Annotated in this window: 16 protein-coding genes; 4 read left to right on the forward strand and 12 right to left on the reverse strand. The window is 48.1% G+C overall.

Annotated features, from left to right (window positions below):
• Positions 1 to 139: 139 nt before the first annotated feature.
• The 4 genes from asnB to C1721_RS11865 form a co-directional block, all read right to left on the reverse strand.
• Positions 140 to 1,804 carry an asparagine synthase B gene (gene asnB, locus C1721_RS11850; protein ID WP_102408465.1) on the reverse strand — a complete coding sequence of 555 codons (1,665 nt, stop codon included), beginning with the start codon at positions 1,802 to 1,804 and terminating at the stop codon, positions 140 to 142.
• A 22-nt stretch (positions 1,805 to 1,826) separates the two neighbouring features.
• On the reverse strand, positions 1,827 to 3,251 hold the full coding sequence (locus tag C1721_RS11855; RefSeq protein WP_102408466.1) for a glutamate synthase subunit beta: 1,425 nt from the start codon (positions 3,249 to 3,251) through the stop codon (positions 1,827 to 1,829).
• A gap of 176 nt (positions 3,252 to 3,427) precedes the next feature.
• Positions 3,428 to 7,948, reverse strand: a complete 4,521-nt coding sequence (gene gltB, locus C1721_RS11860; protein WP_199830407.1) for a glutamate synthase large subunit — start codon at positions 7,946 to 7,948, stop codon at positions 3,428 to 3,430.
• Between the two features lie 386 nt (positions 7,949 to 8,334).
• Positions 8,335 to 9,879 carry a sensor histidine kinase gene (locus C1721_RS11865; RefSeq protein WP_102408467.1) on the reverse strand — a complete coding sequence of 515 codons (1,545 nt, stop codon included), beginning with the start codon at positions 9,877 to 9,879 and terminating at the stop codon, positions 8,335 to 8,337.
• A 494-nt stretch (positions 9,880 to 10,373) separates the two neighbouring features.
• On the opposite strand from C1721_RS11865, the gene C1721_RS11870 reads away from it, so the two are divergent.
• From C1721_RS11870 to C1721_RS11885, 4 genes are all read left to right on the forward strand, one after another.
• On the forward strand, positions 10,374 to 12,260 hold the full coding sequence (locus tag C1721_RS11870) for an amidophosphoribosyltransferase (RefSeq protein WP_102408468.1): 1,887 nt from the start codon (positions 10,374 to 10,376) through the stop codon (positions 12,258 to 12,260).
• 88 nt (positions 12,261 to 12,348) lie between these two features.
• On the forward strand, positions 12,349 to 13,434 hold the full coding sequence (gene carA, locus C1721_RS11875) for a glutamine-hydrolyzing carbamoyl-phosphate synthase small subunit (protein ID WP_102408469.1): 1,086 nt from the start codon (positions 12,349 to 12,351) through the stop codon (positions 13,432 to 13,434).
• Between the two features lie 126 nt (positions 13,435 to 13,560).
• Entirely contained in the window at positions 13,561 to 16,785 is a 3,225-nt protein-coding gene (gene carB, locus C1721_RS11880; RefSeq protein ID WP_102408470.1) for a carbamoyl-phosphate synthase (glutamine-hydrolyzing) large subunit, read from the forward strand.
• A 92-nt stretch (positions 16,786 to 16,877) separates the two neighbouring features.
• Complete coding sequence (locus tag C1721_RS11885) at positions 16,878 to 17,465, forward strand: Crp/Fnr family transcriptional regulator (protein WP_102408471.1); 588 nt, start codon at positions 16,878 to 16,880, stop codon at positions 17,463 to 17,465.
• A gap of 52 nt (positions 17,466 to 17,517) precedes the next feature.
• On the opposite strand, the gene C1721_RS11890 is transcribed toward C1721_RS11885, so the two are convergent.
• The 8 genes from C1721_RS11890 to trpB all read right to left on the reverse strand — a co-directional run bounded on the left by C1721_RS11890 (position 17,518) and on the right by trpB (position 25,650).
• On the reverse strand, positions 17,518 to 18,660 hold the full coding sequence (locus C1721_RS11890; protein ID WP_102408472.1) for an iron-containing alcohol dehydrogenase: 1,143 nt from the start codon (positions 18,658 to 18,660) through the stop codon (positions 17,518 to 17,520).
• A 42-nt stretch (positions 18,661 to 18,702) separates the two neighbouring features.
• A complete protein-coding gene (trpA, locus tag C1721_RS11895) occupies positions 18,703 to 19,476 on the reverse strand; it encodes a tryptophan synthase subunit alpha (protein WP_102408473.1) in 774 nt (257 codons plus the stop codon).
• Positions 19,473 to 20,090, reverse strand: coding sequence for a phosphoribosylanthranilate isomerase (locus tag C1721_RS11900; RefSeq protein ID WP_102408474.1), 618 nt, complete (start codon positions 20,088 to 20,090; stop codon positions 19,473 to 19,475). Before C1721_RS11900 ends, trpA begins: the two co-directional genes overlap by 4 nt.
• A complete protein-coding gene (gene trpC / locus C1721_RS11905; RefSeq protein ID WP_102408475.1) occupies positions 20,087 to 20,896 on the reverse strand; it encodes an indole-3-glycerol phosphate synthase TrpC in 810 nt (269 codons plus the stop codon). The genes C1721_RS11900 and trpC overlap by 4 nt, the downstream gene beginning before the upstream one ends.
• Positions 20,897 to 21,427: 531 nt before the next feature.
• Positions 21,428 to 22,423, reverse strand: a complete 996-nt coding sequence (trpD, locus tag C1721_RS11910; protein ID WP_102408476.1) for an anthranilate phosphoribosyltransferase — start codon at positions 22,421 to 22,423, stop codon at positions 21,428 to 21,430.
• A gap of 45 nt (positions 22,424 to 22,468) precedes the next feature.
• Complete coding sequence (locus tag C1721_RS11915) at positions 22,469 to 23,050, reverse strand: anthranilate synthase component II (RefSeq protein ID WP_102408477.1); 582 nt, start codon at positions 23,048 to 23,050, stop codon at positions 22,469 to 22,471.
• A gap of 9 nt (positions 23,051 to 23,059) precedes the next feature.
• Positions 23,060 to 24,463 carry an anthranilate synthase component I family protein gene (locus C1721_RS11920; protein ID WP_102408478.1) on the reverse strand — a complete coding sequence of 468 codons (1,404 nt, stop codon included), beginning with the start codon at positions 24,461 to 24,463 and terminating at the stop codon, positions 23,060 to 23,062.
• 5 nt (positions 24,464 to 24,468) lie between these two features.
• A complete protein-coding gene (gene trpB, locus C1721_RS11925) occupies positions 24,469 to 25,650 on the reverse strand; it encodes a tryptophan synthase subunit beta (RefSeq protein WP_102408479.1) in 1,182 nt (393 codons plus the stop codon).
• Positions 25,651 to 25,822: the final 172 nt, after the last annotated feature.

Consider the following 25,822-nt stretch of genomic DNA (forward strand, 5'->3'; position numbering starts at 1 on the left):
ATCGCAAAGGTATCATATTATATAGAACGTTCAACGTTTTTTCCGAATAATTATTGGTATCTATTATTATAAATGTTCCCGATGATTTTGCAAAATCATCGGGAACGTTTTATAAAATCATCGGGATGATTTGGTTTTATTAGTATGCAGCTTCGTGCACCCCTTTCACTGCCCGTCCGCTGGGGTCATTCATGTTTTTGAAGGAATCGTCCCAAGCTAAGGCTTCGGCAGTGGAACAGGCTACACTGGGTACGCTGGGTACACTGCGTGCCGCACTTTCACTTGGGAAGTGTTCTTCAAAGATACTGCGGTAGTAATACTCCTCCTTGTTTTGCGGAGGGTTTATTGGAAACCGTTCTGCAGCATGAGCCATTTCTTCGTCGGATACAGCCTCACTCGTTATTCTCTTTAATGTGTCGATCCAATTATAGCCAACACCGTCGGAGAACTGTTCTTTCTGTCTCCAGGCTATTTCGTGGGGCAGCATGTTGGAGAATGCTTCGCGCAGTATCTTCTTCTCTATCATTGTGCCGGGACACATTTTGGCTGCGGGATTGAGGTTCATGGCAACATCCAGAAACTCTTTATCCAGGAAGGGGACACGTCCTTCCACGCCCCATGCGCTCAGGCTCTTGTTTGCGCGTAGACAGTCGTACAAATAGAGTTTGCTCAGCTTGCGTACCGTTTCTTCGTGAAAGATTTTGGCATCGGGCGCTTTATGGAAGTAGAGGTAACCTCCGAATACTTCGTCCGCACCTTCGCCGCTAAGCACCATCTTTATCCCCATGCTCCGGATTACGCGTGCCAGCAGATACATTGGGGTAGAAGCCCGCACTGTTGTTACGTCATAGGTTTCAATATAGTAAATAACATCGCGTACGGCATCCAGACCTTCCTGCACCGTGTAATTTATTTCGTGATGGACAGTACCGATATAATCAGCCACTTTTCGGGCTGCTGCCAGATCAGGAGCTCCTTTGAGACCAACGGCGAAGGAGTGTAGTTGTGGCCACCACGCATCTGCCTTACCGTCGGTCTCGATGCGCTTGGCTGCGTATTTTTTGGCAATGGCGGAGGTGATGGATGAATCCAGCCCCCCCGATAAAAGTACTCCGTAGGGCACATCGCTCATTAGCTGGCGATGCACGGCGGCTTCAAGGGCGTCGTGAAGCTGTTGTGTACTGGCGGGATTGTCTTTCACGTTGTCGTACAGCAACCAGTCGCGGACGTACCACTTGGTCAGTGCCCGGTCTTTGCTATAGAAGTAATGGCCGGGCAGGAACTGCTCGTAATGGGTGGCGTACCCTTCCAATCCTTTCAGCTCGGACGATACCATCAGATGCCCTTCATCGTTGTAGCCTATATATAAAGGTATAACGCCTATCGGGTCGCGGGCTATAAGATAGGTGTCTTGCGCTTCGTCGTAGAGGGCAAAGGCGAAGATGCCGTTTAGGTCTTCAAGGAAGTTGATACCCTTCTTCTTGTAGAGGGCAAGGATTACTTCACAGTCCGAGCCGGTCTGGAAATCGTAATCATCCTTTAGCTGCTCCCGCAATTCGCGGTGGTTGTATATCTCGCCGTTTACACAGAGAATCACCTGTCCGTCCGGACTGATTAATGGCTGCCCGCCCGAAGCCGGGTCGACAATGGACAGGCGTTCATGGGCCAGTATCGCTGTCTTGCCCTGATAAACACCACTCCAATCCGGTCCGCGATGACGGATTCGTTTACTCATCTGCAGCGCTTGCTTGCGGTAGGCGGAAGTATCGCCGTGTATGTTGAATATAGCTGTTATACCACACATAATAGTCGTTGTTGTTTAGTTGTTATTTACTTGTCAAGTATCTATCTATCGCCCGGGCTACGTTACGTCCGGATGCCATAGCCCGTACCACCAGGCTGGCCCCGCTCACGGCATCGCCGCAGGCAAAGACTTTATCCGTCACCATCTGGCTGTCATTATCTACGGAGATGTTCTTGCGTTCGTTCACCGGTATGGACAGTTCCTTCACCAGCCCTTCCTGTTCGGGGTGTACGAATCCCATGGCGAGGAATACCAGGTCGGCTTCGATAATCTCCTTCTTGCCGGTCTTCTTCATCTCCGGACGGCTGCCGTCGGTAGGAGAGGTCCATTCCACTTCTTCCACCTCCACGCCGGTAAGTATGTTTTTATCGCCTATGAAGCGGCATGAAGACAGATTCCACCTGCGTGTGCAGCCTTCTTCGTGGCTGCTGCTGGTCTTCAATACCTGGGGATACATGGGCCAGGGAGTCTGCGGATTATGTTCTACAGGCGGCTTGGGCATGATTTCTATCTGTGTGACGCTTGCCGCGCCGTGGCGGTTGGCTGTACCTACGCAATCGCTTCCGGTATCGCCTCCTCCAATGATGAGCACTTTCTTCCCTTTGCAGTTGATGATGCTTTTGGGAGGGATCGTTATTCCTTCCAGCAGGCGGTTTTGCTGGGCGAGGAGTTCCAGTGCGAAGTGTACGCCTTTCAGGTTGCGTCCTTCTATCGGCAGGTCGCGCGGCACTTCCGCCCCGATGGCTATGCAGACGGCGTCGTAGGCGTTCAGTACGTCTTTTGCCAGTATCTCTTTGCCCACCATCGTGTTTACTTTAAACTGAATGCCTTCGTCCGTCATCAGCCGGATGCGGCGGTCTATGATGTTCTTTCCCAGCTTAAAGTTGGGGATGCCGAAGCGCAGCAAGCCTCCCGGCAGTTCGTCTTTCTCGAAGACGGTCACTTCATATCCCCGGCGGTTCAGCTGATTGGCTGCGGTGAGCCCTGCCGGGCCGCTGCCTATTACGGCTACGCGCTTGCCGTTGCGCTGGGGTTGCACGGGGGTGATGTATCCTTCGCGGAAGGCTATTTCAACGATGGCGGCTTCGTTCTCGCGGATGGTGACGGGCTCGTCGCAGCTTAGCTTGAGCACGCAGCTTTTCTCGCAGAGGGCGGGACAGATGCGTCCGGTAAACTCCGGAAAGTCGCAGGTTTGTTCCAGCAGCCGGTAGGCTTCTTTCCACCGTCCTTTGTAAAGCTGGTCTTGCCATTCGGGTTGCTTGTTTCCCAGCGGACAGGCCCAGTGGCAGAAGGGCACGCCGCAGTCCATGCAGCGCGACGCCTGTGTGCGCCGTTCGTTGCTGTTCAATGTTTGTTCTACTTCGCTGAAGTCGTCTATACGTTCGTGTACGGGTCTGTAGCCCGCTTCCTGCCTATGTATTGTTAAGAATGCTTTTGGATTTCCCATTTGTTATACTCTCGTTTTAATGATGTTTTATTTGTTTGCCAGTTCCAATCCCTGCTATGGAGAAGCCCCAATCTCCGCTATGGAGAAGCCTCGATCTCCGCTATGGAGAAACCCCGATCTCCGCAGCGACCTGTTATTAGGTGACGGGGCTGCTTCTTGCGCGGGTTCTTTCCTTATTAGTAATCTCGTTGCATTTCAGCTATTTTACGCTGTAGTTTCATCATTTGTTCTTCCTGCAGCACCTTTTTGTACTCTATCGGGATGATGCAGATGAACTCTTCGGCGTATTTGCTCCAGTTGTCCAGCATCGTTCCGGCCAGATGGCTGCCGGTGTAATGGTAATGCTTGCGGATCAGTTCATGCAGCTCTTTGTTGGCATTGCTGTTCTCGATAAGCGATAGTTCCACCATTTCCATGTTGCAATAGTAATCGAAGTCGCCCTCTTTGTTCCATACATAGGCCACGCCGCCACTCATGCCGGCCGCAAAGTTGCGTCCGGTACGGCCAAGTACCACCACGCGTCCGCCGGTCATGTATTCGCAACAGTGGTCGCCCACGCCTTCCACAACGGCAATGGCGCCCGAGTTACGTACGCAGAAGCGTTCTCCCACACATCCGTTGATGTAGACTTCGCCGCTGGTAGCTCCGTACAGCAAGGTGTTGCCGGCGATGGTGTTACGTTCCGCCATAAAGGTGGAACGTACCGGAGGCATCACGCTGATGCGTCCGCCGCTAAGGCCTTTGCCCAGATAGTCGTTGGCTTCTCCTTCCAGGCGGAAGTGTACGCCGTGTGCCAGAAACGCTCCGAAGCTTTGCCCTGCCGAGCCTTTGAACTTGATGTTCAGTGTATTGTCCGGCAGCCCCGCATTGCCGTAGAGCTTGGCAATCTGGCCGGACAGCATGGCGCCTACCGAACGGTCGGTGTTGGCTATGGTGTAATCCAGCGATACTTCGCGCTGGTGTTTGATAGCGGGCATAGCGTGCTTGATGATGTCTACGTCCTTTACACTGTCTGTGTTGTGTATCTGCTTTGTTATCTGGCGGATGGCATTCTGTTTGCCCTCTTCCATGAAATGGATCAGCTTGTCGAAGTTCAGCAAGTCGTGCTTCTCGATCTTATCCGAAGGCTTGCGTACCAGCAAGTCTGTCCGCCCGATGATCTCATCCAGGCTCTTTACGCCTAGTTCTGCCAGGTATTCGCGTACCTCTTCGGCCAGGAAGGTGAAGAAGTTCACCAGGTATTCGCTACGTCCGTGGAAGCGTTTGCGCAGTTCCTCGTCTTGCGTGGCCACGCCAACGGGACAAGTGTTCATGTGGCATTTACGCATCATGACGCATCCCAGAACGATAAGGGCGGAGGTGGCGAATCCAAACTCTTCGGCGCCCAGCATGGCCATCAGGATGATGTCGCGCCCTGTCTTGAGCTGTCCGTCGGTTTGCAGGCGAACCTGTCCGCGCAGGTTGTTGAGCACCAGTGTTTGCTGCGTCTCCGACAATCCCAGCTCCGGCGATATGCCTGCGTAGCGGATAGAGCTTACCGGCGATGCGCCCGTACCGCCTTCCGCTCCGGAGATGATGATGCGGTCTGCCTTTGCTTTTACCACACCGGCGGCAATAGTCCCCACGCCGCTTTCGGCCACCAGCTTGACGCTGATTTCGGCATGCGGGTTGACGTTCTTAAGGTCGAAGATCAACTGTGCAAGGTCTTCGATGGAATAGATGTCGTGGTGGGGAGGAGGCGAAATAAGCGAGATACCCGGAATAGAGTGGCGGGTCTTTGCTATGATGTCGTTTACTTTATAACCCGGCAATTGTCCTCCTTCGCCGGGCTTTGCGCCTTGTGCTATTTTGATCTGTATCTCGTCTGCATTAACCAGATACTCGGTAGTAACCCCGAATCGTCCGGATGCTATTTGCTTGATGGCGGAGCGGAGCGATGTGCCGTCTTCACGCGGGGCGAAGCGTTCCGGATCTTCCCCGCCTTCGCCCGTATTGCTCCGTCCGTGTATCTTGTTCATGGCGATGGCCATGGTTTCATGTGCTTCACGGCTGATCGAGCCGAAGCTCATCGCACCGGTAACGAAACGCTTCATGATGTTTGCGGCCGGTTCTACCTGTTCCAGCGGAATGGACTTCTGCTTCTTGAACGTAAGGAAGTCACGCAGGAAGATAGGGGTTTCTTTCTCGTCGATAAGATGGCTGTACTCTTTGAACTTCTTATAGCTGCCCAAACGGGTGGCAAGTTGCAGGGTGGAGATTGTTTCCGGATTCCACGCATGCTTTTCGCCGTCTTTGCGGAATGAATAGATTCCTTTGTAAGGCAGCAGACTGTCCGGAGTTACTCCGAAAGCCTCTTTGTGCATGGCTGCGGCATCGTTGGCTATTTCGTCCAGGCGAATGCCTTCTATATTACTGGTAGTCCCTCCGAAGTATGTGTTTGCGAGCTCGCTGCTGAGGCCTATCGCCTCAAATAGCTTAGCCCCGCGATAACTGCGGATGGTACTGATCCCCATCTTGCTGATGACTTTAAAGAGTCCCTTGCATATAGCCTTGATATAGTTCTTACGGGCTGTTTCGTAGTTGAGCTGGATGATTTGTTTGTTTACCATGTCCTTGATGATGGCAAACACCATGTAAGGGTTGATCGCACTGGCTCCATAACCCAGCAGGAGGGCGGCGTGCATAACTTCGCGCATGTCTCCGGTTTCTACTACAAGAGCTGTCTGTACACGTTTCTGTACCGAAATCAGGTAGTGGTGTACGGTGCTGACGGCAAGCAGGGATGGGATAGGAGCGTATTGCGCGTCTACGTTCTTATCGCTTAATATGATGTAGTTCACACCGTCGGCAACGGATTGCTCCGCCTGCTTGCAAAGTGTTTCCAGGGCAGACTGTAGTCCCTCGCGTCCTTTTGCAACCTCGAACAGCATGGGCAGTTTGACAGATTTGAATCCTTTGTAGCGGATATTACATAGAATGTCCAGTTGTGTATTGGTCAGGATCGGATGGTTTAGCTTAACCATTTTACAGTGTCCTTCGTTCGGGCAGAGTATCTTATTGCCTACAGCCCCGATGTATTCTTCCAGGCTCATAACCAGCTCTTCGCGGATGGGGTCGATAGGCGGGTTCGTAACCTGTGCGAATTGTTGTCTGAAATAGTTATACAGCAATTGCGGACGGGTTGACAATGCGGCCAGTGGAGTATCGTTACCCATTGATCCGATAGGTTCTGCTCCCCCTGTCGACATAGGAGTGAGGATGCGCTCTATGTCTTCGCGGCTATACCCGAAGGTGCGCAGGCGCTGGTCGAAGTGGTCTACGGTGTGAGGTACTTTCCTTCCAGACTTCAACTCATCCAGTTCTACCCGGTTGTTGGCAAGCCATGTGCGGTAAGGCTGGGCTTCTGCCAGTTCCTTTTTCAGTTCACCGTCATAGTAAACTTCTCCCTTTTCAGTGTCTACAAGAAGTATCTTTCCCGGTTGCAGACGGCCTTTTTCCTTAATCTCGTTTGGCTCGAAATCCATTACGCCCACTTCCGAGGCTACTACCATCATATCGTGTTTTGTGATAAGGTAGCGTGCCGGTCTTAATCCGTTACGGTCCAGCATACCTCCGGCATAGCGTCCGTCACTGAATAGAAGTGCTGCCGGACCATCCCATGGTTCCATCAGGATGGAGTGGTATTCGTAGAATGCCTTTAAGTCTTCGGAGATAGGGTTCTTCTCGTTAAAGCTTTCCGGCACTAACATAGCCATAGCATGAGGAAGGCTCATTCCCGAAGCTACAAAGAACTCCAGTACGTTATCAAGGGAAGCACTGTCGCTCATGCCCGGTTGAATAATAGGGCGTATTTCTTCAATATTAGGAATGTTGGGTGAAGAGAGAACACTTTCCCGTGCTTCCATCCATCCCCGGTTTCCGCGGATAGTATTGATTTCTCCGTTGTGTGCAAGCAAACGGAAAGGCTGTGCCAGACTCCATGTAGGGAAGGTATTGGTGCTGAAACGTGAATGTACCAATGCCAGTCCACTGGTGAAATAGTGGTTGGTAAGATCCGGGAAGTAGTGGCGCAACTGCATCGACTCCAACATACCTTTATATATAATATTACGGGTGGATAGAGATACGATGTAGAAGTCCTTTTTCCCCTGCAAGCTTGTTGAAGCTATCTTTTTCTCAATACGTTTGCGTATGATGTATAATTTTAGCTCCATAGTTTGCTGGTCGTTACATCCGGTAACGAATACTTGCTTAATGTCCGGTTCTGTTTCCTGAGCCGACTTTCCTAAAATCTCCGTATTAACAGGCACTTTGCGAAGGTGCATTAATGTTAGTCCTTCCTTTTCTATTTCTTCTATTATAATGCTAAGAATGGTGGATTGTTCCTTTTCATCTTTAGGAAGAAACAAAAGTCCTGTTCCGTATTTGCCTTTTTCGGGTACGGGAATACCTTGAAGTAAGATAAATTCGTGAGGAATCTGAAGCATAATACCTGCACCGTCTCCGGTTTTATTGTCTGCTCCTTCTGCCCCGCGGTGCCGCATATTCTCTAAAATAGTTAGAGCCGATTCAACAAGTTCGTGTGATTTCTCTCCATGAATGTTAACTAACATTCCAACTCCACATGCGTCGTGTTCATTAGCGGGGGTGTATAAACCCTTTTCTTTTTTGCTAAAATGATTTCTACTTTTCATCATTTGTTGACCTTATGTTTGTGTAATACCTGTTATTGTTGTCAAATTGTTTGGCAAATATACATATTACATTTCAAAATGTAATATAAAAAGGATTGCTAGTTGACAATATTTTTAGAGGAGAAGGAAGCTTGGTTTCTATTTGTTAGTTATTGTGTGTGTTTGTGTGATAAATTGTAATCAGAATAGTGCTTTTGTGTTTTAATATGAAATTAACAGGCTTTTGCTTCTAATTTAATCAAAATGATGTTCGTTTTGGTTTTATTATGTCTTTTTGTCGTTTGTTGCTGTTGTTGTCATTTCTATTAAAAAAAGCATCGGATGATGAATTTTAGTTATTCATCACCCGATGCTTTCATATAAACAGATTTGTTATGGGATTCTATCGTTTAAACCTGCAATGCCAGAATAAAACGACAGCCTTTGTTGTATTCTGCGTCAATAGTAAGATTACCGTTCATTTTGCTGGCAATTAAAGAGCAAATCGGTAAACCAAGTCCATCTCCTTCTGCCAAATCTTTAATCTCTTTAAATGGTTTGAATATATTGTCTTTTTGTTCATCAGGAATACCCGGACCATTATCAGAAATAATGAACTGACATAAATGAGCGCCTTTTTTCTTGAATTCAAGTCTGATTTTACCGGAAGAGGTGTATAATGCAGCATTCTTTAATAGATGTACCAGTATTCTTTCCAGTTGTTCGGCATTGGTTTTTATTTCCAATTGAGGAGCATCCACTGCGGTTTCGACCTCGGGTTTAATTTCATCTTTTACTTTGTCCATTACTTCATTACAGAATTTTCCAACGTTAAAAGGTTGTTTCTCATAAGTCTCTAATAAAGAAGTTTCAAGGGTGGACAATTCTTGTATATTTTTACTGAACAGTTTCAATGCGTCTATTCGCTTCTCAATGGATTTTGCCGGTTCCGGGGCAAAGGGTTTTACTTCTTCAACAGACCTGGAAAGATTTTCCAGAGTCGGTTCCATTTGTGCTGATATATTCTGTATGAATTTAGTTTGCTGTTCATTATGTTCATTCGTAGTCTTGATGATTTTCTTTAACTTCCTGTTGCGAATGATGAAACGTAATAAGATCAATATTACTAAAACCAATGCGATAATTACGACTATGGCGAAAGTAAACAGACCTATTATCATGTATTGTTTACCGGCAAGCGTTTTATCTTTTTCTTGTATGGTTTGTAAGCTGCTATCGTATTTTTGCTGCAATGCGCCTAGTTTGTCTTCGGCAGTAAGTGCTTTTACTGAATCGGTCCATACGATGTATTTTTCATAAGTGCGTTCCATTAGAGGAGCATTATTTGCTTTACGGGCTATAGCTATCAGGTTTTTGTAACACTCGTTTACTTTATCGTATTCTTTATTTTCTTTATATTGAGTAGTTAGCTTTTGGAAATAACTATCTCCTTTTTCATTTTGTCCGAACGTGTAGTAAAAATTAGCCTGAGTATATAGTAGCTCTTCCGAAAGCTTATCATTACTGGCTTGTTTTGCTAAATTATCCAGTTCATCGAGTTGAACTTGTGCTTGTGCCAGATTTTTAAGTTGTATATACATTTGCAGTCGCTCTTTGGTTACGGAAAAACGCTGGTCATATAATATTTTCTGGGCTTTTTGCTCTTCGTTAAGGAGATATTGGGTCATCTGTCGGCATAGCTCAAATGCCTCTTTATAATAGTTTTCGCGATAGTAGAGAGAACTTGCTTTGGTACCGCATTCGGTAGCTTGCACATATTCTCCTTTCTCAGCGAAAGCTCTGTATGCTTGGATAAAAAGATAACGGGCTTTTGTGTATTCTTTTGTTTCAAGACTACTTTGTGCCTGTTTCATCAACTCGTCTGCTCTGTTTTGTGCTTGAAGGACAGTACAAAAGCAAACTGCAACCATGAGGATATAATACCTGATTTTCATAATGCAAAATTAAATTTGAAACAAATATATATATTTATTCAAAATTAGTATAGGACTTTTCTATAAAAAGTTTGATGCTAAAATAGGATATTGACGTTATATGCTTTGATTATTATATTGAAACGAAAAAACATCCGAGACTGTACTCTTTTCTGTGTCTTATCATGCATAAAAAGATTACCGGGATTAATTTGCTCTATTTGTATCTATTCTTGATTTTAGCCGATACAATGAACATCCTATCTCTTTGTTTGATTGTGTTTCTATAATTTATAACAATTGCGGCCTTCTTTCTTATGATCTGTATGAAATATGCATTCTTAGACTTTATGATTAATAGGTATGTCTAAATAGTGTTGGATTATAAAATATTTTAACTAAATGCTGGATAAAATCATTATTTCTATTAATGTGTCAAATATTTTGCAACGATATGAACATTATGTTATATAATGTGAGTATCTTTGCGGCGGAAATAAACAATACACATACAGATGGAAGTATTAAAGCATGAGTGTGGTGTAGCAATGGTCCGACTACTGAAACCTTTAGAATATTATCATCAGAAATACGGTAGTTGGATGTATGGGCTCAACAAACTCTATTTGCTTATGGAGAAGCAACATAATCGTGGACAAGAGGGAGCCGGATTAGCATGTGTTAAATTAGAAGCGAATGCCGGCGAGGAATATATGTTCAGGGAACGAGCCGTTGGAACCGGAGCCATCACCGAGATATTCGCTGCCGTTCATGAACATTACAAAGATATTCCACCCGGCAAACTCAATGATCCCTTTTATGCCAAAGCCAACCTTCCTTTCGCCGGAGAACTTTATATGGGACATCTCCGCTACAGTACCACCGGCAAGTCCGGTATTTCTTATATCCATCCTTTCCTGCGCCGAAATAACTGGCGTGCTAAAAATCTCGCTCTTTGCGGCAATTTCAATCTAACAAATGTAGATGATGTTTTTAAGGAGATAACGGCTATCGGTCAGCATCCCCGTAAATATTCCGATACTTATATCATGCTGGAACAGATGGGACACCGTCTGGACCGTGAAGTAGAACGCCTCTACTGCAAGTGTGAAACGGAAGGGCTCAAAGGCATGGATATTACCCACGCCATAGAAGAACAGATCGACCTGTCGAACGTATTGAAGCGCTGTGCCCCTGCTTGGGATGGCGGTTATGTTATATGTGGTCTGACAGGCAGTGGAGAATCTTTTAGCGTCCGCGATCCGTGGGGCATTCGTCCGGCATTCTACTATGTGGACGACGAGATTGTAGTGCTTGCCTCCGAACGTCCGGTGATCCAAACCGTAATGAACGTACATGTTCCGGACATTAAGGAGCTGAACAGGGGAGAAGCCCTTTTTATCAATAAACGGGGCGAAGTACGTACTTCTCAAATAATAGAACCGAAAGAAAACAAAGCCTGCTCCTTCGAGCGCATCTACTTTTCCCGTGGTAGCGACGTGGATATATATAAAGAACGGAAGCGTTTGGGAGAGAATCTAGTTCCGGCTATCCTTAAAGCTGTAGACCATGATCTGAACCATACCGTCTTCTCCTTTATCCCCAATACGGCAGAAGTAGCCTACTTCGGAATGCAGGAGGGATTGAATGAGCATCTGAACAAGATCAAGAAGGAATGGATCTCAGACCGCAGCCACCTTCTTCAAGAGGAAGAGCTTGAACGAATCCTTTCCATGCGCATTCGTTGTGAGAAGGTGGCCATCAAAGACATAAAGCTTCGTACCTTCATCGCCGAAGGCAACAGCCGCAACGACCTGGCGGCACACGTTTACGACATTACCTACGGAAGCATAGTGCCTTTCGTAGACAACCTGGTGGTGATAGACGATAGTATCGTGCGGGGTACGACCCTGAAACAAAGCATCATCAGCATACTGGACCGTTTGCATCCGAAGAAGATCGTGATTGTATCTTCTTCTCCGCAGGTACGTTACCCGGACTATTACGGCATAGATATGTCCAGGATGAGTGAGTTTATCGCGTTCAAGGCGGCGGTAGCCCTGCTGAAAGAGCGTGGCATGGAGCATGTCATCACGGAGGCTTACCGCAAGGCGAAAGAACAACAGCAGGCCGGGGGAAACAACATTGTGAACTATGTGAAGGATATTTACGCCCCGTTTACGGATGAAGAGATCTCCGCCAAGATGGTGGAATTGCTTACAACGGATAAGATACGAGCTAAGGTAGAGATCGTTTACCAGACCTTGGAAGGCCTGCATGCATCCTGCCCCCATCATCCGGGCGACTGGTACTTCAGTGGCGACTATCCCACTCCGGGTGGCGCACGGCTGGTAAACCAGGCTTTCATCCATTACGTGGAACAGGAATTTAGTAGAGAGTAGATGGTAGTTAGTAGAAGAAAAAGAATACCGCTTGTCGCCTACTAACTACCAACTACTAACTACCAACTACAAAAAAACAATATACATCATGACAAAAGCAACATTGATCTTAGACGACGGCAGCATTTTCGAGGGGACTTCTTTCGGTGCGGAGAAGGATGTGGCCGGCGAAGTAGTGTTCAACACCGCCATGACCGGATACCCCGAGAGCCTTACCGACCCTTCGTATGCCGGACAGTTGATGGCCCTTACCTATCCTCTGGTGGGAAACTACGGCGTACCCCCTTTCTCGATAGAGAAGAACGGCATACCCGGCTTTATGGAAAGCGCAAAGATACATGCCGACGCTATCATTGTGAGCGATTATAGCGAAGATTTCAGCCATTGGAACGCCGTGGAGAGCCTGGGCGACTGGTTGAAGCGCGAAGGCGTGCCCGGCATCACCGGGATAGACACCCGCGCCCTCACCAAGAAGCTGCGCGAGCATGGCGTGATGATGGGCAAGCTCATCATTGGCGAAGTGGAAGAAGGCAAACAGCCTGCAGCCGGCAATTATGAAGAGATTAACTACGTAGACCGTGTGTCGTGCAAAGAAGTGCTTACCTATGGTGAAAGCCAGGGCGAAGCCAAAAAGCGCGTTGTGCTGGTAGACTGCGGCGTAAAGGCCAACATCATCCGTTGCCTGCTGAAACGTAACGTAACGGTCATCCGCGTGCCCTGGAACTACGATTTCAACGGGATGGACTACGACGGCCTGTTCATCTCCAACGGTCCTGGCGACCCCGACACCTGCGATGCCGCCGTGCAGAACATCCGCAAGGCGCTGCAGGGCGACAAGCCTATCTGCGGCATCTGCATGGGCAACCAGCTGCTGGCCAAGGCCGGGGGAGCTACGATATACAAGCTAAAGTACGGACATCGCAGCCACAACCAGCCCGTCCGCATGGTAGGTACAGAGAAATGCTTCGTCACCTCCCAGAACCACGGTTACGCCGTAGACAACGATACGCTGGGAGACGACTGGGAGCCCCTCTTTATTAATATGAACGATGGCACGAACGAAGGCATCCGCCACAAGACGAAGCCCTTCTTCTCCGCCCAGTTCCACCCCGAAGCATGCAGCGGACCTACGGATACGGAGTTTATTTTCGACCGCTTCGTGGCCTTGCTTTAAGGACGTTAATTCCAGAGTGTCTGGAGTTATGCCTACAGAGTGTCTGGAGTTATGCTTGCAGAGTGTCTGGAGTTATAACTCCAAAGAGTTTGGACAAATAGTAAAACAGAAAAAGATAAATATACAATGAGAGAAGACATCAAGAAAGTCCTGATACTGGGCTCCGGCGCGCTCAAGATAGGCGAAGCCGGTGAGTTTGACTACTCAGGCAGTCAGGCCCTTAAAGCCATTAAGGAAGAGGGCATACACACGGTGCTTATCAATCCCAACATTGCTACGGTGCAGACTTCGGAGGGAGTTGCGGACACGGTTTACTTCCTGCCCGTTACTCCCTTCTTTGTTGAAAAGGTGATAGAGAAGGAACGCCCCGAAGGAATCCTGCTGGCCTTTGGCGGGCAGACGGCGCTGAACTGCGGCGTGGCGCTCTATCAGAGTGGTGTGCTCGAGAAGTACAATGTGCGTGTGCTGGGTACTCCTGTTCAGGCCATTATGGACACCGAAGACCGTGAGCTGTTTGTCCGCAAGCTGGATGAGATAGACGTAAAGACCATCAAGAGCGAAGCGGTGGAGAACCTGGCCGACGCCCGCCGGGCTGCCCGCGAACTGGGTTACCCCGTCATCATCCGTGCCGCCTATGCGCTGGGAGGGCTGGGCTCGGGCTTCTGCGACAACGAGGAAGAGCTGGACGTGCTGGTAGAAAAGGCCTTCTCCTTCTCGCCCCAAGTATTGGTGGAAAAGAGCCTGAAAGGCTGGAAAGAGGTGGAATACGAGGTGGTGCGCGACCGCTTCGACAACTGTATCACCGTCTGTAACATGGAGAACTTCGATCCCCTGGGCATCCATACCGGCGAGAGCATCGTTATAGCCCCTTCGCAAACCCTGAGCAATACCGACTACCATAAGCTCCGCGAACTGGCTATACGCATCATCCGCCATATCGGCATAGTGGGAGAGTGCAACGTGCAGTACGCCTACGATCCCGAATCGGAAGACTACCGGGTGATCGAAGTGAATGCCCGCCTCTCACGTTCCTCGGCACTGGCGTCTAAGGCTACCGGCTACCCGCTTGCCTTTGTGGCAGCCAAGCTGGGGCTGGGCTACGGGCTGTTCGACTTGAAGAACTCCGTAACCAAGACTACGAGCGCCTTCTTTGAGCCGGCGCTGGACTACGTAGTGTGCAAGATACCGCGTTGGGACTTGGGCAAGTTCCACGGCGTAGCCCGCGAGTTGGGCAGTAGCATGAAGTCTGTTGGTGAGGTGATGGCCATAGGCCGCACCTTTGAGGAGGCTATCCAGAAGGGGCTCCGCATGATAGGGCAGGGCATGCACGGCTTCGTGGAGAACAAAGAGCTGGTGATACCCGACATAGACAAGGCGCTGCACGAGCCTACCGACTCGCGTATCTTTGTTATATCCAAAGCCTTCCGCTCCGGCTATACCGTAGACCAGATACATGACCTGACGAAGATAGACAAATGGTTTCTTCGGAAACTGTACGGTATTATACAAACCGCAAACGCTCTGGAGAGCCAGGATACCCTGAGGGAGATTCCCGACGACCTGTTCCGTCATGCCAAGCGGCAGGGCTTCTCCGATTACCAGATAGCACGGGCCGTGTTTAAGGAGGACATGGAAGACGGCGAGAAGGCCATCCTACAGGTGCGTCAGGAACGTAAATACCGCGGCATCCTTCCGGTAGTGAAGCAGATCGACACGCTGGCTGCCGAGTATCCGGCGCAGACCAATTACCTCTACCTTACCTACAGCGGGACGGAGAATGACGTGGACTATGTGGGCGACCATCGCTCTATCGTAGTGCTGGGTTCGGGCGCTTACCGTATCGGCAGCTCGGTGGAGTTCGACTGGTGCGGGGTGCAGGCTTTGAACACGATCCGCAAGGAGGGCTGGCGCAGCGTGATGATAAACTACAACCCGGAGACTGTGTCGACGGACTACGATATGTGCGACCGCCTTTACTTCGACGAGCTGACCTTCGAGCGTGTGATGGATATCCTGGAGCTTGAGAATCCGCACGGGGTGATAGTCTCCACCGGTGGACAGATACCGAACAACCTGGCTATGCGTATGGACGAACAGCACGTCAACATACTGGGTACTTCTGCCAAGAGCATCGACAATGCCGAAGACCGCGAGAAGTTCTCCGCCATGCTGGACCGCATCGGTGTAGACCAGCCACGGTGGAAGGAGCTTTCTACGATGGAAGACATCAATAGCTTTGTGGATGAGGTAGGCTTCCCGGTACTGGTTCGTCCCAGCTACGTGTTGAGCGGGGCGGCGATGAACGTTTGCTCCAATCAGGAAGAACTGGAACGCTTCCTGCAACTGGCGGCCAACGTTAGTAAGAAGCATCCCGTAGTGGTGAGCCAGTTCATCGAGCATGCCAAGGAGGTGGAGATGGATGCCGTGGCCGACAAGGGCGAGATTGTGATGTATGCCATCAGCGAGCATATCGAGTTTGCCGGCGTGCATTCCGGTGACGCTACGATACAGTTCCCGGCGCAGAAGCTCTACGTGGAGACGGTTCGCCGCATCAAGCGTATCAGCAAGCAGATAGCAAAGGAGTTGAACATATCCGGCCCTTTCAATATCCAGTATCTGGCGAAGGGCAACGAGATAAAGGTGATAGAGTGTAACCTCCGTGCCAGCCGCAGCTTCCCGTTTGTGAGCAAGGTGCTCAAGATAAACTTTATCGAACTGGCTACGCGTATCATGCTGGGATTGCCTGTCGAGAAGCCTTCCAAGAATGAGTTCGACCTCGATTATGTAGGTATTAAGGCCTCGCAGTTCTCCTTCAACCGGTTGCAGAAGGCCGACCCAGTACTGGGTGTAGATATGGCTTCCACCGGCGAAGTGGGTTGCATAGGAGACGATCTGTCGGAAGCTGTTTTGAAGAGTATGCTATCGGTAGGCCTGCGCATCCCCGAGAAGAACGTATTGCTCTCTACGGGTACTCCGAAGCAGAAGGTGGCTATGCTGGACGCGGTCCGGATGCTGGCGGCAAAGGGCTACAATATTTTCGCTACCGGAGGAACACACCGCTTCCTGGAGGAAAACGGTATTGCCAGCACACAGGTTTACTGGCCTAGCGAGAAAGACAAAGAACCACAGGCGTTGGCTATGCTTCACGCGAAAAAGATAGACATGGTGGTGAATATCCCCCGCGACCTTTCGGCCGGAGAGTTAAATAACGGTTACAAGATACGCCGTGCTGCTATCGACCTGAACATCCCGCTTATTACCAATGCACGTCTGGCAAGCGCCTTTATCGAGGCATTCTGTACGCTGAGCATCGACGATATACAAATCAAGAGCTGGCAGGAGTATAAATAAAAACAAGGGAGGGCAACGAGTATTTCTGTTGCCCTGTTCCTTGAATTGAATAGATAAATTGCTACTTTTGCCCCAGTAATAAAAGACCTTGTATGGAGCCACTAAGAGACATTGCAGAGAAAATCATAGAGTTGTCATATCCGCCTCAGCCCATCAGCGACGAAGCTGTGGATAAGTTTGCATCTATATTGATTCGTACCAATCTGAAAAAGAATACCATGTTCCTGCGGGAAGGAGAGGTTTGCACACAGATTGGTTATGTGGAGAAGGGGATGATCCGTCAGTTCTACTATAAGAATAATAAGGACCTGACCGAACATTTCGCCTGCGAGCATAGCATCTTTATCTGCATAGAGAGTTTCTTGCGCCAGCGTCCGGCACGCCTGATGGTGGAGGCTTTGGAAAATACGGTACTATATGGCATACCTCACGATCCGTTGTTGGAGATGGCTGCCGAAGATTATGAAATAGAGATGATCTATCGTGGCCTGCTGGAAGACTCGCTGATCTTGTCGCAGCGTAAGACGGATTCGTTCCGTTTTGAGACTGCCAACGAACGCTATAACCGGCTGCTAAAGGAGCATCCCGAGATCATACGGCGCGCACCCTTGTCTCACATAGCGTCTTATTTGCTTATGACGCCCGAAACGCTTAGCCGGGTTCGTGCCAGCTTGCAGTAGCCCATCGAACAATGGTCGGTTCTTTTTTTATAGCAGGCCCATGAAACCTGTCTTACATACAGTTTTCCAGAATGGCTCTTGCCATCTTTCCGTCTACATTCTGCTTTTCGCCAAAGGCAACACCACGCTCGTTAAAGCGGTGTTCGATCTCAAGAATAGTAGAGTTGCCTATATTAACTTCCGACAGGCGTGTTTGTAATCCGAGGCTGCGGAAGAATTGTTCAGTCTTCTCTATTGTTTTGTCTATTCGTTCATCGGCCGAACCGTAGTTGATACCCCAGATACGTTCGCCATATTGCAGGATCTTATCTTTTTTCTGTTGGCGAAGGGTACGGAGAGTTCCGGGGAAGACAATTGCCAGCGTAGCGCCGTGTGTCATACCGTGTAAGGCAGTTAGCTCATGTCCGATCATGTGGGTAGCCCAGTCTTGCGAAACTCCCATCGAAATGAAACCGTTCAGCCCCATAGTTGCCGAGAGCATAAAGTCTGCCATCAGATCATAATTCTTCTGGCTTTCTCTGATTTGGGGAGCTATTTCTATGAGAGTACTCAATATGCCTTCCGCCCAGCGATCCATCAGACGGGATTGTCCGATGGTGGTCATGTATTGTTCCATCACATGTACGAAAGTATCTGCTATCCCGCAAGCCACCTGAAAAGGCGGCAAGGTGAATGTCGTCTCCGGATCAAGGATGGAGAATACCGGATAGTTGCTGTGGAAAGGGTACTTCTCTTGTGTCTCCTTACAGGAAATCACTGCTCCGTTATTCATTTCGGAACCGGTGGCCGGCAGGGTAAGTACGGTTCCTAAAGGGGTACAGTTGTAGTAAGATCCTTTCTTCACCAGATTCCACGCGTCGTCGCTATAGTTTAATCCTGCGGAGATTAGTTTGGTTCCGTCTATAACGGATCCTCCTCCAACAGCCAACAGGAAGTCAACTTGTTTTTCCTTGCCTAGATAGATGGCTTTGCGGAGTGTCTCGATGGTCGGATTAGGCTCGATACCCCAAAACTCAACGAAGTCGCGGTCTTTGAGGGCTCTGACCACCTGGTCGTACACACCGTTTTTCTTTACGCTACCCCCTCCGAAGGTTACCATAATGCGGTGGACGGCAGGGATAGCAGTTGCCAGCTGTTCAATTGTGCCTTTACCGAAGATCAGGCGGGTCGGATTGTGGAATGTGAAGTTATTCATCTTCTTTGATTTTAATTTGTGAATAGAACATCACAAAGACAACTATTGTTTTAGAGCGTCTAGTAACTTGGTGACGGCCATCTCCGCTGAAGCCTCGCTTTTTAGTAGCTGTACGAACTTGCTGCCGATAATGGCGCCGGACGAGTTGGCTCTGGCGGCTTCATACGTTGCCTTGTTGCTGATGCCAAAGCCTACAAGACGCGGATTCTTTAGATTCATGCCGTTGATGCGGCGGAAATAAGCCTGCTTCTGCTCGTTGAAGTCTTTTTGCGCTCCGGTGACGGCAGCACTTGATACCATATAGATGAATCCACTGGTATGCGCGTCGATAAGACGGATGCGTTCTTCGGAGGTTTCGGGAGTGATGAGCATGATAATTTTTAGGTCGTAACGGTCGGCTGTGGATTTATAGTCGACCATGTAGTCGGCGTAGGGCAGGTCAGGAATAATCATTCCGTCTATACCGGTTTCTGCACAGCTTTTACAGAAGTTTTCAAAGCCGTATTGCATAATCGGGTTGAGGTAACCCATTAATATAACAGGTATATTCACGTCTTTACGGATGTCTTTAAGTTGCTGGAAAAGCAGACGGAGGCTCATCCCGTTTCGTAATGCTTGAGTGGCAGCTTCCTGAATAACCGGACCGTCGGCCATAGGGTCGGAGAAGGGGATGCCCACTTCTACCATGTCGATGCCTTTTGCCTCTAACGCTTTCAAAATCGTTGAGGTATCATTCAGATTCGGATAGCCGGCGGTGAAATAAACGGAGAGGATTCCGTTCCTCTTTGTGTCGAATAAATTTGTAATGCGGTTCATATTGCTGTTGTTTTAATTGTTTCTATAAAGTCTTTAAGTTTCTCTGTATCCTTTAGTCCCGGCTCTGATTCAAATCCACTGTTCAGGTCGATACCTGCGAACAGAGGATGTCGGAACTTACGGATTGCTGCTGAACTACCCGGATTGATACCTCCGCTCAATAAAAATGGAGTGTTTCCCGTATAGGTTGTGAGTATGTCCCAATCAAATTGCTGTCCACTTCCTCCGTAGCCGCTGCATTTGGTGTCGAAAAGGAAATAATCTACACGTCCTTCATACTCTTTTGTCTGTTCCAAATCTTCTGCAGAGTATATGGAGATCGCTTTGATGACGGCATAGCCGCGTTTTTGTAACGCATAACAATCATCCGGACTTTCGTTACCATGCAATTGCAGGTAATCTAAGCCGAAAGAGGTTGCTGTTTCCATTATCTGCTCATGAGAAGCATTTACAAAGACACCCACACGTTTAACGGAGTCTGTTTTTGCAATAGCTTGATCCCGGACGAAGCGAGGTGATTTGGGATAAAAGATGAACCCTATCCAGTCAATACCGAGCATTTCTACATCCCGGATGTTATCAGGTTCACGCATGCCACATACTTTTATGATCATGATAATCCTCCTATGAATTGGGCAAGTGTTTCACCCGGTTGTTCCGTCTTCATAAAGGTTTCGCCGATAAGGAAGCCCTGGAATCCGGCTTCACGTAAGCGGATGATGGTTGCCGGATCGGAGATACCCGACTCTGAAACCAATAAGAGTGATGAGCTTTCAGTCTTTGCCTTTGCCAGCATTCCACTTGCCAATCGGAATGAGTTTTCTATATCGGTATGGAAGCTCCCGAGATTGCGGTTATTCACTCCCAGCATGTCAATACAATCGTTCACGTGTTCCAGCTCGTTTTCGGTATGTATTTCAAGCAAGACTTCCAGTTGAAGACTATGCGCTGTTTCTGCCAGTTGTCTGCACTCTTCGACAGAGAGAGCGGCAGCAATCAAAAGGATTGCATCGGCCCCCATTACCCGTGCCTGATATAGTTGGTAAGGGTCGATGATGAAATCTTTGCGTAATAGGGGCAGGTTTACATGACGGCGTGCTTGTTGCAGGTCGCTCAGTGAACCGCCAAAAAACTTACTGTCTGTTAATATGGAACAGGCGGAAGCTCCGTTTTTCTCATATTCAGTGACGATATCCGATACCTTCGCATCAGGATGCAACCATCCTTTCGATGGGCTTTTACGTTTAAACTCGGCGATGATACCCGAAGGAGAAGCTGCCAGAGCTGCTCGCATGCTGTGAGGCGTGCGATCGAGGCGCTCGCTGCCCATAGCCAATAGGGATTGGAGTGGAATGGCTTGTTTCTGCTGTTCCACTTCTATACGTTTATTGGTGATAATGTCATGTAAGATATCTTTCATAATCTGTTTGTTTTACAAATACTATTCTTTGTTACTTTTCTCTTGAAAGAAAAGTAACCAAAAGTTCAAGGCTGCTGTCTGCTCGCTACTTCGTGCCTTTCATTCGCTGAACCGTCCGAACTCGCTTCGCTCAAACAGCGGACGCTTCGGGCGCTTACTCAAGGCACTACGCTTACGCTCACAGGCAGAGGCCGGATAGGAGAAAGCAAAGCTTTCTTTTATATCGACAAGCGGGATTTAACACACCCCTGCCCCCCTCTCTAGAGGGGAAAAGGGTACTCCCGACGTTACTCCCCCGAAAAAGAGGCAGTATCGGCCATCCCAAAAGAGAGCAACGCTCCCTCGAGAGCGGCCTCAGCGGACGGGCGTTAAACGGAGGTAAAAGACGCAGCGGTAAGAGCGGCGGCTGTTTGAGCGCAGTGAGTTCCGCCGATCCAGCGAAGTCTTTTACCGGAGTAGCCCGTACGGTGCAGCCTTGACCTTTTGACTACTTTTGGGTCAAGCCAAAAGTAATAGAGACGATCTCTAAAATCAGCTGTTCAGTGATACAAACTTGTTAAAGGTTTCCAACGCTTTTCCGCTGAAAAGCGCCTCTCTGGCTTCATCGAGACATTCTTCAATTTTCTTATCGGGACAAATTACCTGTATGGCAAAAGCCGAGTTGGCAATCACGCAGTTCTTTTGTGCTTCCGTTGCTGTATTGTTCAATACGGCATCAAAGATCTGTGCTGCATCGGCGGCGGTTTCGCCTCCGTCCAGATCGGCCTCCGTACAACGAGGGAAACCTAGCATCTCCGGCGTGTAGAGTTTTTCTTTTTCCGGCATAGCTACTTTAAATTCGTCGGTCAACGAAATTTCATCGTAGCCGTCGAGGCTGTGGACAACGGCAAACCGTGTTCCGCTTTCCTGATACGTATAATTGTAGAGACGCAGTAGCGGCAGATTATAAACGCCCAGCAATTGATACGTAGGAATTACCGGATTTACCAGTGGACCTAACATGTTGAAAAAACTACGTACACCAAGACTTTTACGTACGGGAGCAACAGCTTTCAATGCCGGATTGAACAGCGGCGCATGTAGGTAAGCAATGTGTGTTTCGCCAATGGAACGCCGGAGTTGTTCTATATCTTTCGTGAATTTTACACCGTGCTGTTCCATCACGTTACTGGCGCCACTCACTGATGTAGCCCCGTAGTTGCCGTGCTTCACTACGTTATAACCTGCTCCGGCCACAACAAAACATGAGGTAGTACTGATGTTGAACGTGTTTTTTCCATCACCCCCTGTACCTACTATGTCGATCGGCTTGTATTCGGAAAGGTCTACCGGAATACGCATTTCGAGTAATGCCTCGCGAAAACCGGTCAGTTCTTCTACGGAAATACTTCTCATCAGAAAAACTGTAATGAGACTGGCTATCTGCGAGTCGTTGTAACGGCCTGCGGCAATGTTCTGCAATATCCGGCGCGCTTCGTCACGTCCCAGATACTGATGCTCGAACAATCTGTATAATATATCTTTCATACGAATGATGTGTTTAATTTATTATTTTATAATGGATATGGTTACTCATGCTTTAATACCGTCAGCCTCCAACCAGTTGCTTATAATTTGCTTTCCTTTGGGTGTTAATACCGACTCCGGATGGAATTGTATACCACGTACATCGTATTCTTTATGCCGTAATGCCATGATTTGCCCTTCCTCCATGTCTTCGGCTGTTATCTCAAGGCAGTCGGGGAAGTTTTCTTTGGAAACAACCCATGAATGGTAACGTCCGGCACGGAAACCGGGTTCAAGCCCATTGAAAAGCGGATCTTTTTTTAGGATACGTATATCCGAACAAACACCGTGATGTACGTCTGTGAGATTGATGAGTTTTGCGCTAAAGGCTTCACCTATGGCTTGTTCACCCAGACAAACACCCAGGATGCTTTTGGTGGGAGCATATTGGCGGATAAGGGGAAGAAGGATTCCTGCTTCTTCGGGAATGCCGGGCCCGGGTGAAAGAAGTATTTTGTCGAAGCGATCTACTTCGTCGAGTGTTATTTTATCGTTGCGGTGCACTTCTACTTCTGCACCCAGTTCCTTCAATATATGCAGTAAATTGTAGGTGAAGGAGTCGTAATTATCGAATAATAATATTTTCATAATGGATAATTAGTTTATTAATGTTGTTGCCAGATCTATCGCCTTTTTTAACGCACCCAGTTTATTATTTACCTCTTGTAGTTCCCGCTCATCGTTGCTTTTTGCTACGATTCCGGCACCTGCCTGGTAATAAAGAACGTTGCCACGGCTTACGAAGGTACGGATGGTGATGGCCTGGTTCAGATCACCATCTAGTCCGATAAACCCTATACAGCCACCGTAAGCACCCCGATTGTGTTTCTCAATGTCGGTAATTAGCTGCATGGCACGTACTTTAGGTGCTCCGCTAAGTGTTCCGGCGGGGAAGGTGTCAATATAGGTCTTAACCGGGTTGCTATCGGAGTTTACCTCTCCGCTGACACGTGAAACGAGATGGATCACATGGCTGTAATATTGCACCTCTTTGTAGAAATCCACCTGTACATTGTGAGCATTGCGGCTCAGGTCATTGCGGGCAAGGTCTACAAGCATGACATGTTCGGCATTTTCTTTAGGATCGGCTAAAAGAGATTCTGTACGTTGCTTGTCTATCTCTACGTTACCTGTCCGGAATGCCGTTCCGGCAATAGGATCTATACTGGCATGTCCATCAGTTACTTTGCAATGTGTTTCCGGTGAAGATCCGAATATACGGAAGCCTCCGAAATCGAAGTAAAAAAGATATGGCGAAGGATTAATACTGCGTAAAGCACGGTATACTTTGAAGTCGTCACCTTTGAACGGTTGTTCAAAACGACGGCTTAATACGATTTGGAAAACGTCACCGCGAAGGCAGTGTTTTATACCTTTGCGAACCATCGCCTTATATTCTTCTCCTGTGATGGGAGAGGTTTCAGAACCTACGGTCTGGAAATTATAAGAAGCGTAGTTACGGTTTTCTATCAGAGTTTCTATTTCTTGCAGGTTACTGTTTTCACCCTTTTGGAGAAGTTCTACAAGAGTAAGTTCATTTTTGAAATGATTGAAGACGAGAATATACTTATATAATATGTATAGCATATCGGGAGCATCATTTTCTTCGTGATGAGCTTCCATAACAGGGATATTTTCGAAATAGCGTACAGCGTCGAAAGCTGTGTAGCCAAACAGACCGCAGACTTTTTTGTCAGCTCCTTCTACCGTAAAATGTTTCAGGAAGTCATTAGTAGCGTCTGCTACATTATATGATTCCGTAATTGGATTCACTTCACGGCTTCCGTCGGGAAAAACGACTGTGCATTCTCCGTTGTTAATACCTATATTTGCCAACGGACAGAGGGCAATGTAAGAAAGGCTGTTTTCGTTTCCGTGGAAATCCGAACTTTCCAATAGGGCGGATTCGGGATAGATATCACGCACCTTCAAGTAGATGCTGACGGGAGTATGAAGGTCGCCCATTACCTTTTTGCTTATAGTTTTGAATGTATATCTCATGGTCGTTATCTTTTATTGGTAATGTATGTATCCATATCTTTGTCGCCACGTCCCGAAACAGTCAGAACAACAATGTCTTCCGGTTTGAAATCCACTTTGGATAAAGTTCCTAGTGCATGTGCACTTTCAAGAGCCGGTATGATTCCCTCCAGTTTAGTGAGCTCGTAGGCTGCATCCAGAGCTTCATCATCGTCTACAGCCAGAATCTGTGCCCGGTGGGTAACGGAAAGGTTGGCATGGATCGGACCGATACCCGGATAATCCAGACCTGCAGAGATAGAGTAAGGTTCTTCAATCTGTCCGTCTTCACTTTGCATTACCAACGTACGGGCGCCGTGGATAATTCCCTTTTTGCCTAGTTGGATCGTAGCGGCGCTCATGCCGGAATAGATGCCTTTGCCACCGGCTTCGGCCAGAACTATTTTCACACGTTCTTCGTCGAGATAATGGTAGATTGTTCCGGCTGCATTGCTACCGCCACCTACGCAGGCAATCAGATAATCGGGATAGTCACGTCCTTCTTTTTCCTGTAATTGTTTTTTTATTTCTTCACTGATGACGGATTGTAGACGGGCTACCATATCCGGATATGGGTGTGGGCCCACTGTTGAACCGATAATGTAATATGTATCGGAGGGGTGGCAACACCAGTCGCGGATAGCTTCATTTGTTGCGTCTTTTAGCGTCATATTCCCGGAAGTCACAGGAATAACGGTAGCTCCCAGCATTTCCATTTTTTGCACATTGGCATGCTGGCGTTCTACGTCTGTCTTGCCCATATATACGATACATTCCATGTTCATCAGGGCACAGACAGTGGCAGTAGCAACACCGTGCTGACCTGCTCCTGTTTCTGCAATGATACGGGTTTTACCCATCCGGCGGGCCAGTAAGATTTGTCCAATGGTGTTGTTTATCTTGTGAGCGCCGGTGTGGTTCAGGTCTTCCCGTTTCAGATAAATTTTACATCCGTATTTTTCACTTAGCCGCTTTGCCAGATAGAGCGGAGAAGGGCGGCCAACATAATCGCGTAGCAGTTGATCATATTCCTGTTTGAAACTCTCGCTTTCTAATACTTCCAGATACGTTTTTTGCAAGTCTTCCACGCATTGGTGAAGAATTTCGGGAACGTATGCCCCGCCAAACTCACCATAGTACCCATTTTCGTTAACTTGATACGTTTTCATTTTTTTATTATTCTTGTTTTGTTTGTTTCCGGTAATGCTATAAAAAGAAAAGAGGCCTGTCGCAAGTGCAACAGACCTCTTTTTGTATTTTTCTTAATCTAGTATATACATATAAGTCTTCGTTCCTTACGACCTTTTGAGTTGTACGGAGCGCCACCACCAATATGTATTT

Origin of the sequence: Parabacteroides bouchesdurhonensis (genome assembly GCF_900186615.1) — a bacterium.
In the GTDB taxonomy this organism is placed as follows: domain Bacteria; phylum Bacteroidota; class Bacteroidia; order Bacteroidales; family Tannerellaceae; genus Parabacteroides; species Parabacteroides bouchesdurhonensis.

What these genes read in the sequence shown, in the direction of transcription:
- C1721_RS11885 (WP_102408471.1), top strand. Translation starts at nt 16,878, where the DNA reads ATGGAGCCACTAAGAGACATTGCAGAGAAAATCATAGAGTTGTCATAT.
- C1721_RS11920 (WP_102408478.1), bottom strand. Translation starts at nt 24,463, where the DNA reads ATGAGATATACATTCAAAACTATAAGCAAAAAGGTAATGGGCGACCTT.
- asnB (WP_102408465.1), bottom strand. Translation starts at nt 1,804, where the DNA reads ATGTGTGGTATAACAGCTATATTCAACATACACGGCGATACTTCCGCC.
- gltB (WP_199830407.1), bottom strand. Translation starts at nt 7,948, where the DNA reads ATGATGAAAAGTAGAAATCATTTTAGCAAAAAAGAAAAGGGTTTATAC.
- C1721_RS11915 (WP_102408477.1), bottom strand. Translation starts at nt 23,050, where the DNA reads ATGAAAATATTATTATTCGATAATTACGACTCCTTCACCTACAATTTA.
- carB (WP_102408470.1), top strand. Translation starts at nt 13,561, where the DNA reads ATGAGAGAAGACATCAAGAAAGTCCTGATACTGGGCTCCGGCGCGCTC.
- C1721_RS11890 (WP_102408472.1), bottom strand. Translation starts at nt 18,660, where the DNA reads ATGAATAACTTCACATTCCACAATCCGACCCGCCTGATCTTCGGTAAA.
- trpA (WP_102408473.1), bottom strand. Translation starts at nt 19,476, where the DNA reads ATGAACCGCATTACAAATTTATTCGACACAAAGAGGAACGGAATCCTC.
- C1721_RS11870 (WP_102408468.1), top strand. Translation starts at nt 10,374, where the DNA reads ATGGAAGTATTAAAGCATGAGTGTGGTGTAGCAATGGTCCGACTACTG.
- C1721_RS11855 (WP_102408466.1), bottom strand. Translation starts at nt 3,251, where the DNA reads ATGGGAAATCCAAAAGCATTCTTAACAATACATAGGCAGGAAGCGGGC.
- C1721_RS11865 (WP_102408467.1), bottom strand. Translation starts at nt 9,879, where the DNA reads ATGAAAATCAGGTATTATATCCTCATGGTTGCAGTTTGCTTTTGTACT.
- trpB (WP_102408479.1), bottom strand. Translation starts at nt 25,650, where the DNA reads ATGAAAACGTATCAAGTTAACGAAAATGGGTACTATGGTGAGTTTGGC.
- C1721_RS11900 (WP_102408474.1), bottom strand. Translation starts at nt 20,090, where the DNA reads ATGATCATAAAAGTATGTGGCATGCGTGAACCTGATAACATCCGGGAT.
- trpC (WP_102408475.1), bottom strand. Translation starts at nt 20,896, where the DNA reads ATGAAAGATATCTTACATGACATTATCACCAATAAACGTATAGAAGTG.
- trpD (WP_102408476.1), bottom strand. Translation starts at nt 22,423, where the DNA reads ATGAAAGATATATTATACAGATTGTTCGAGCATCAGTATCTGGGACGT.
- carA (WP_102408469.1), top strand. Translation starts at nt 12,349, where the DNA reads ATGACAAAAGCAACATTGATCTTAGACGACGGCAGCATTTTCGAGGGG.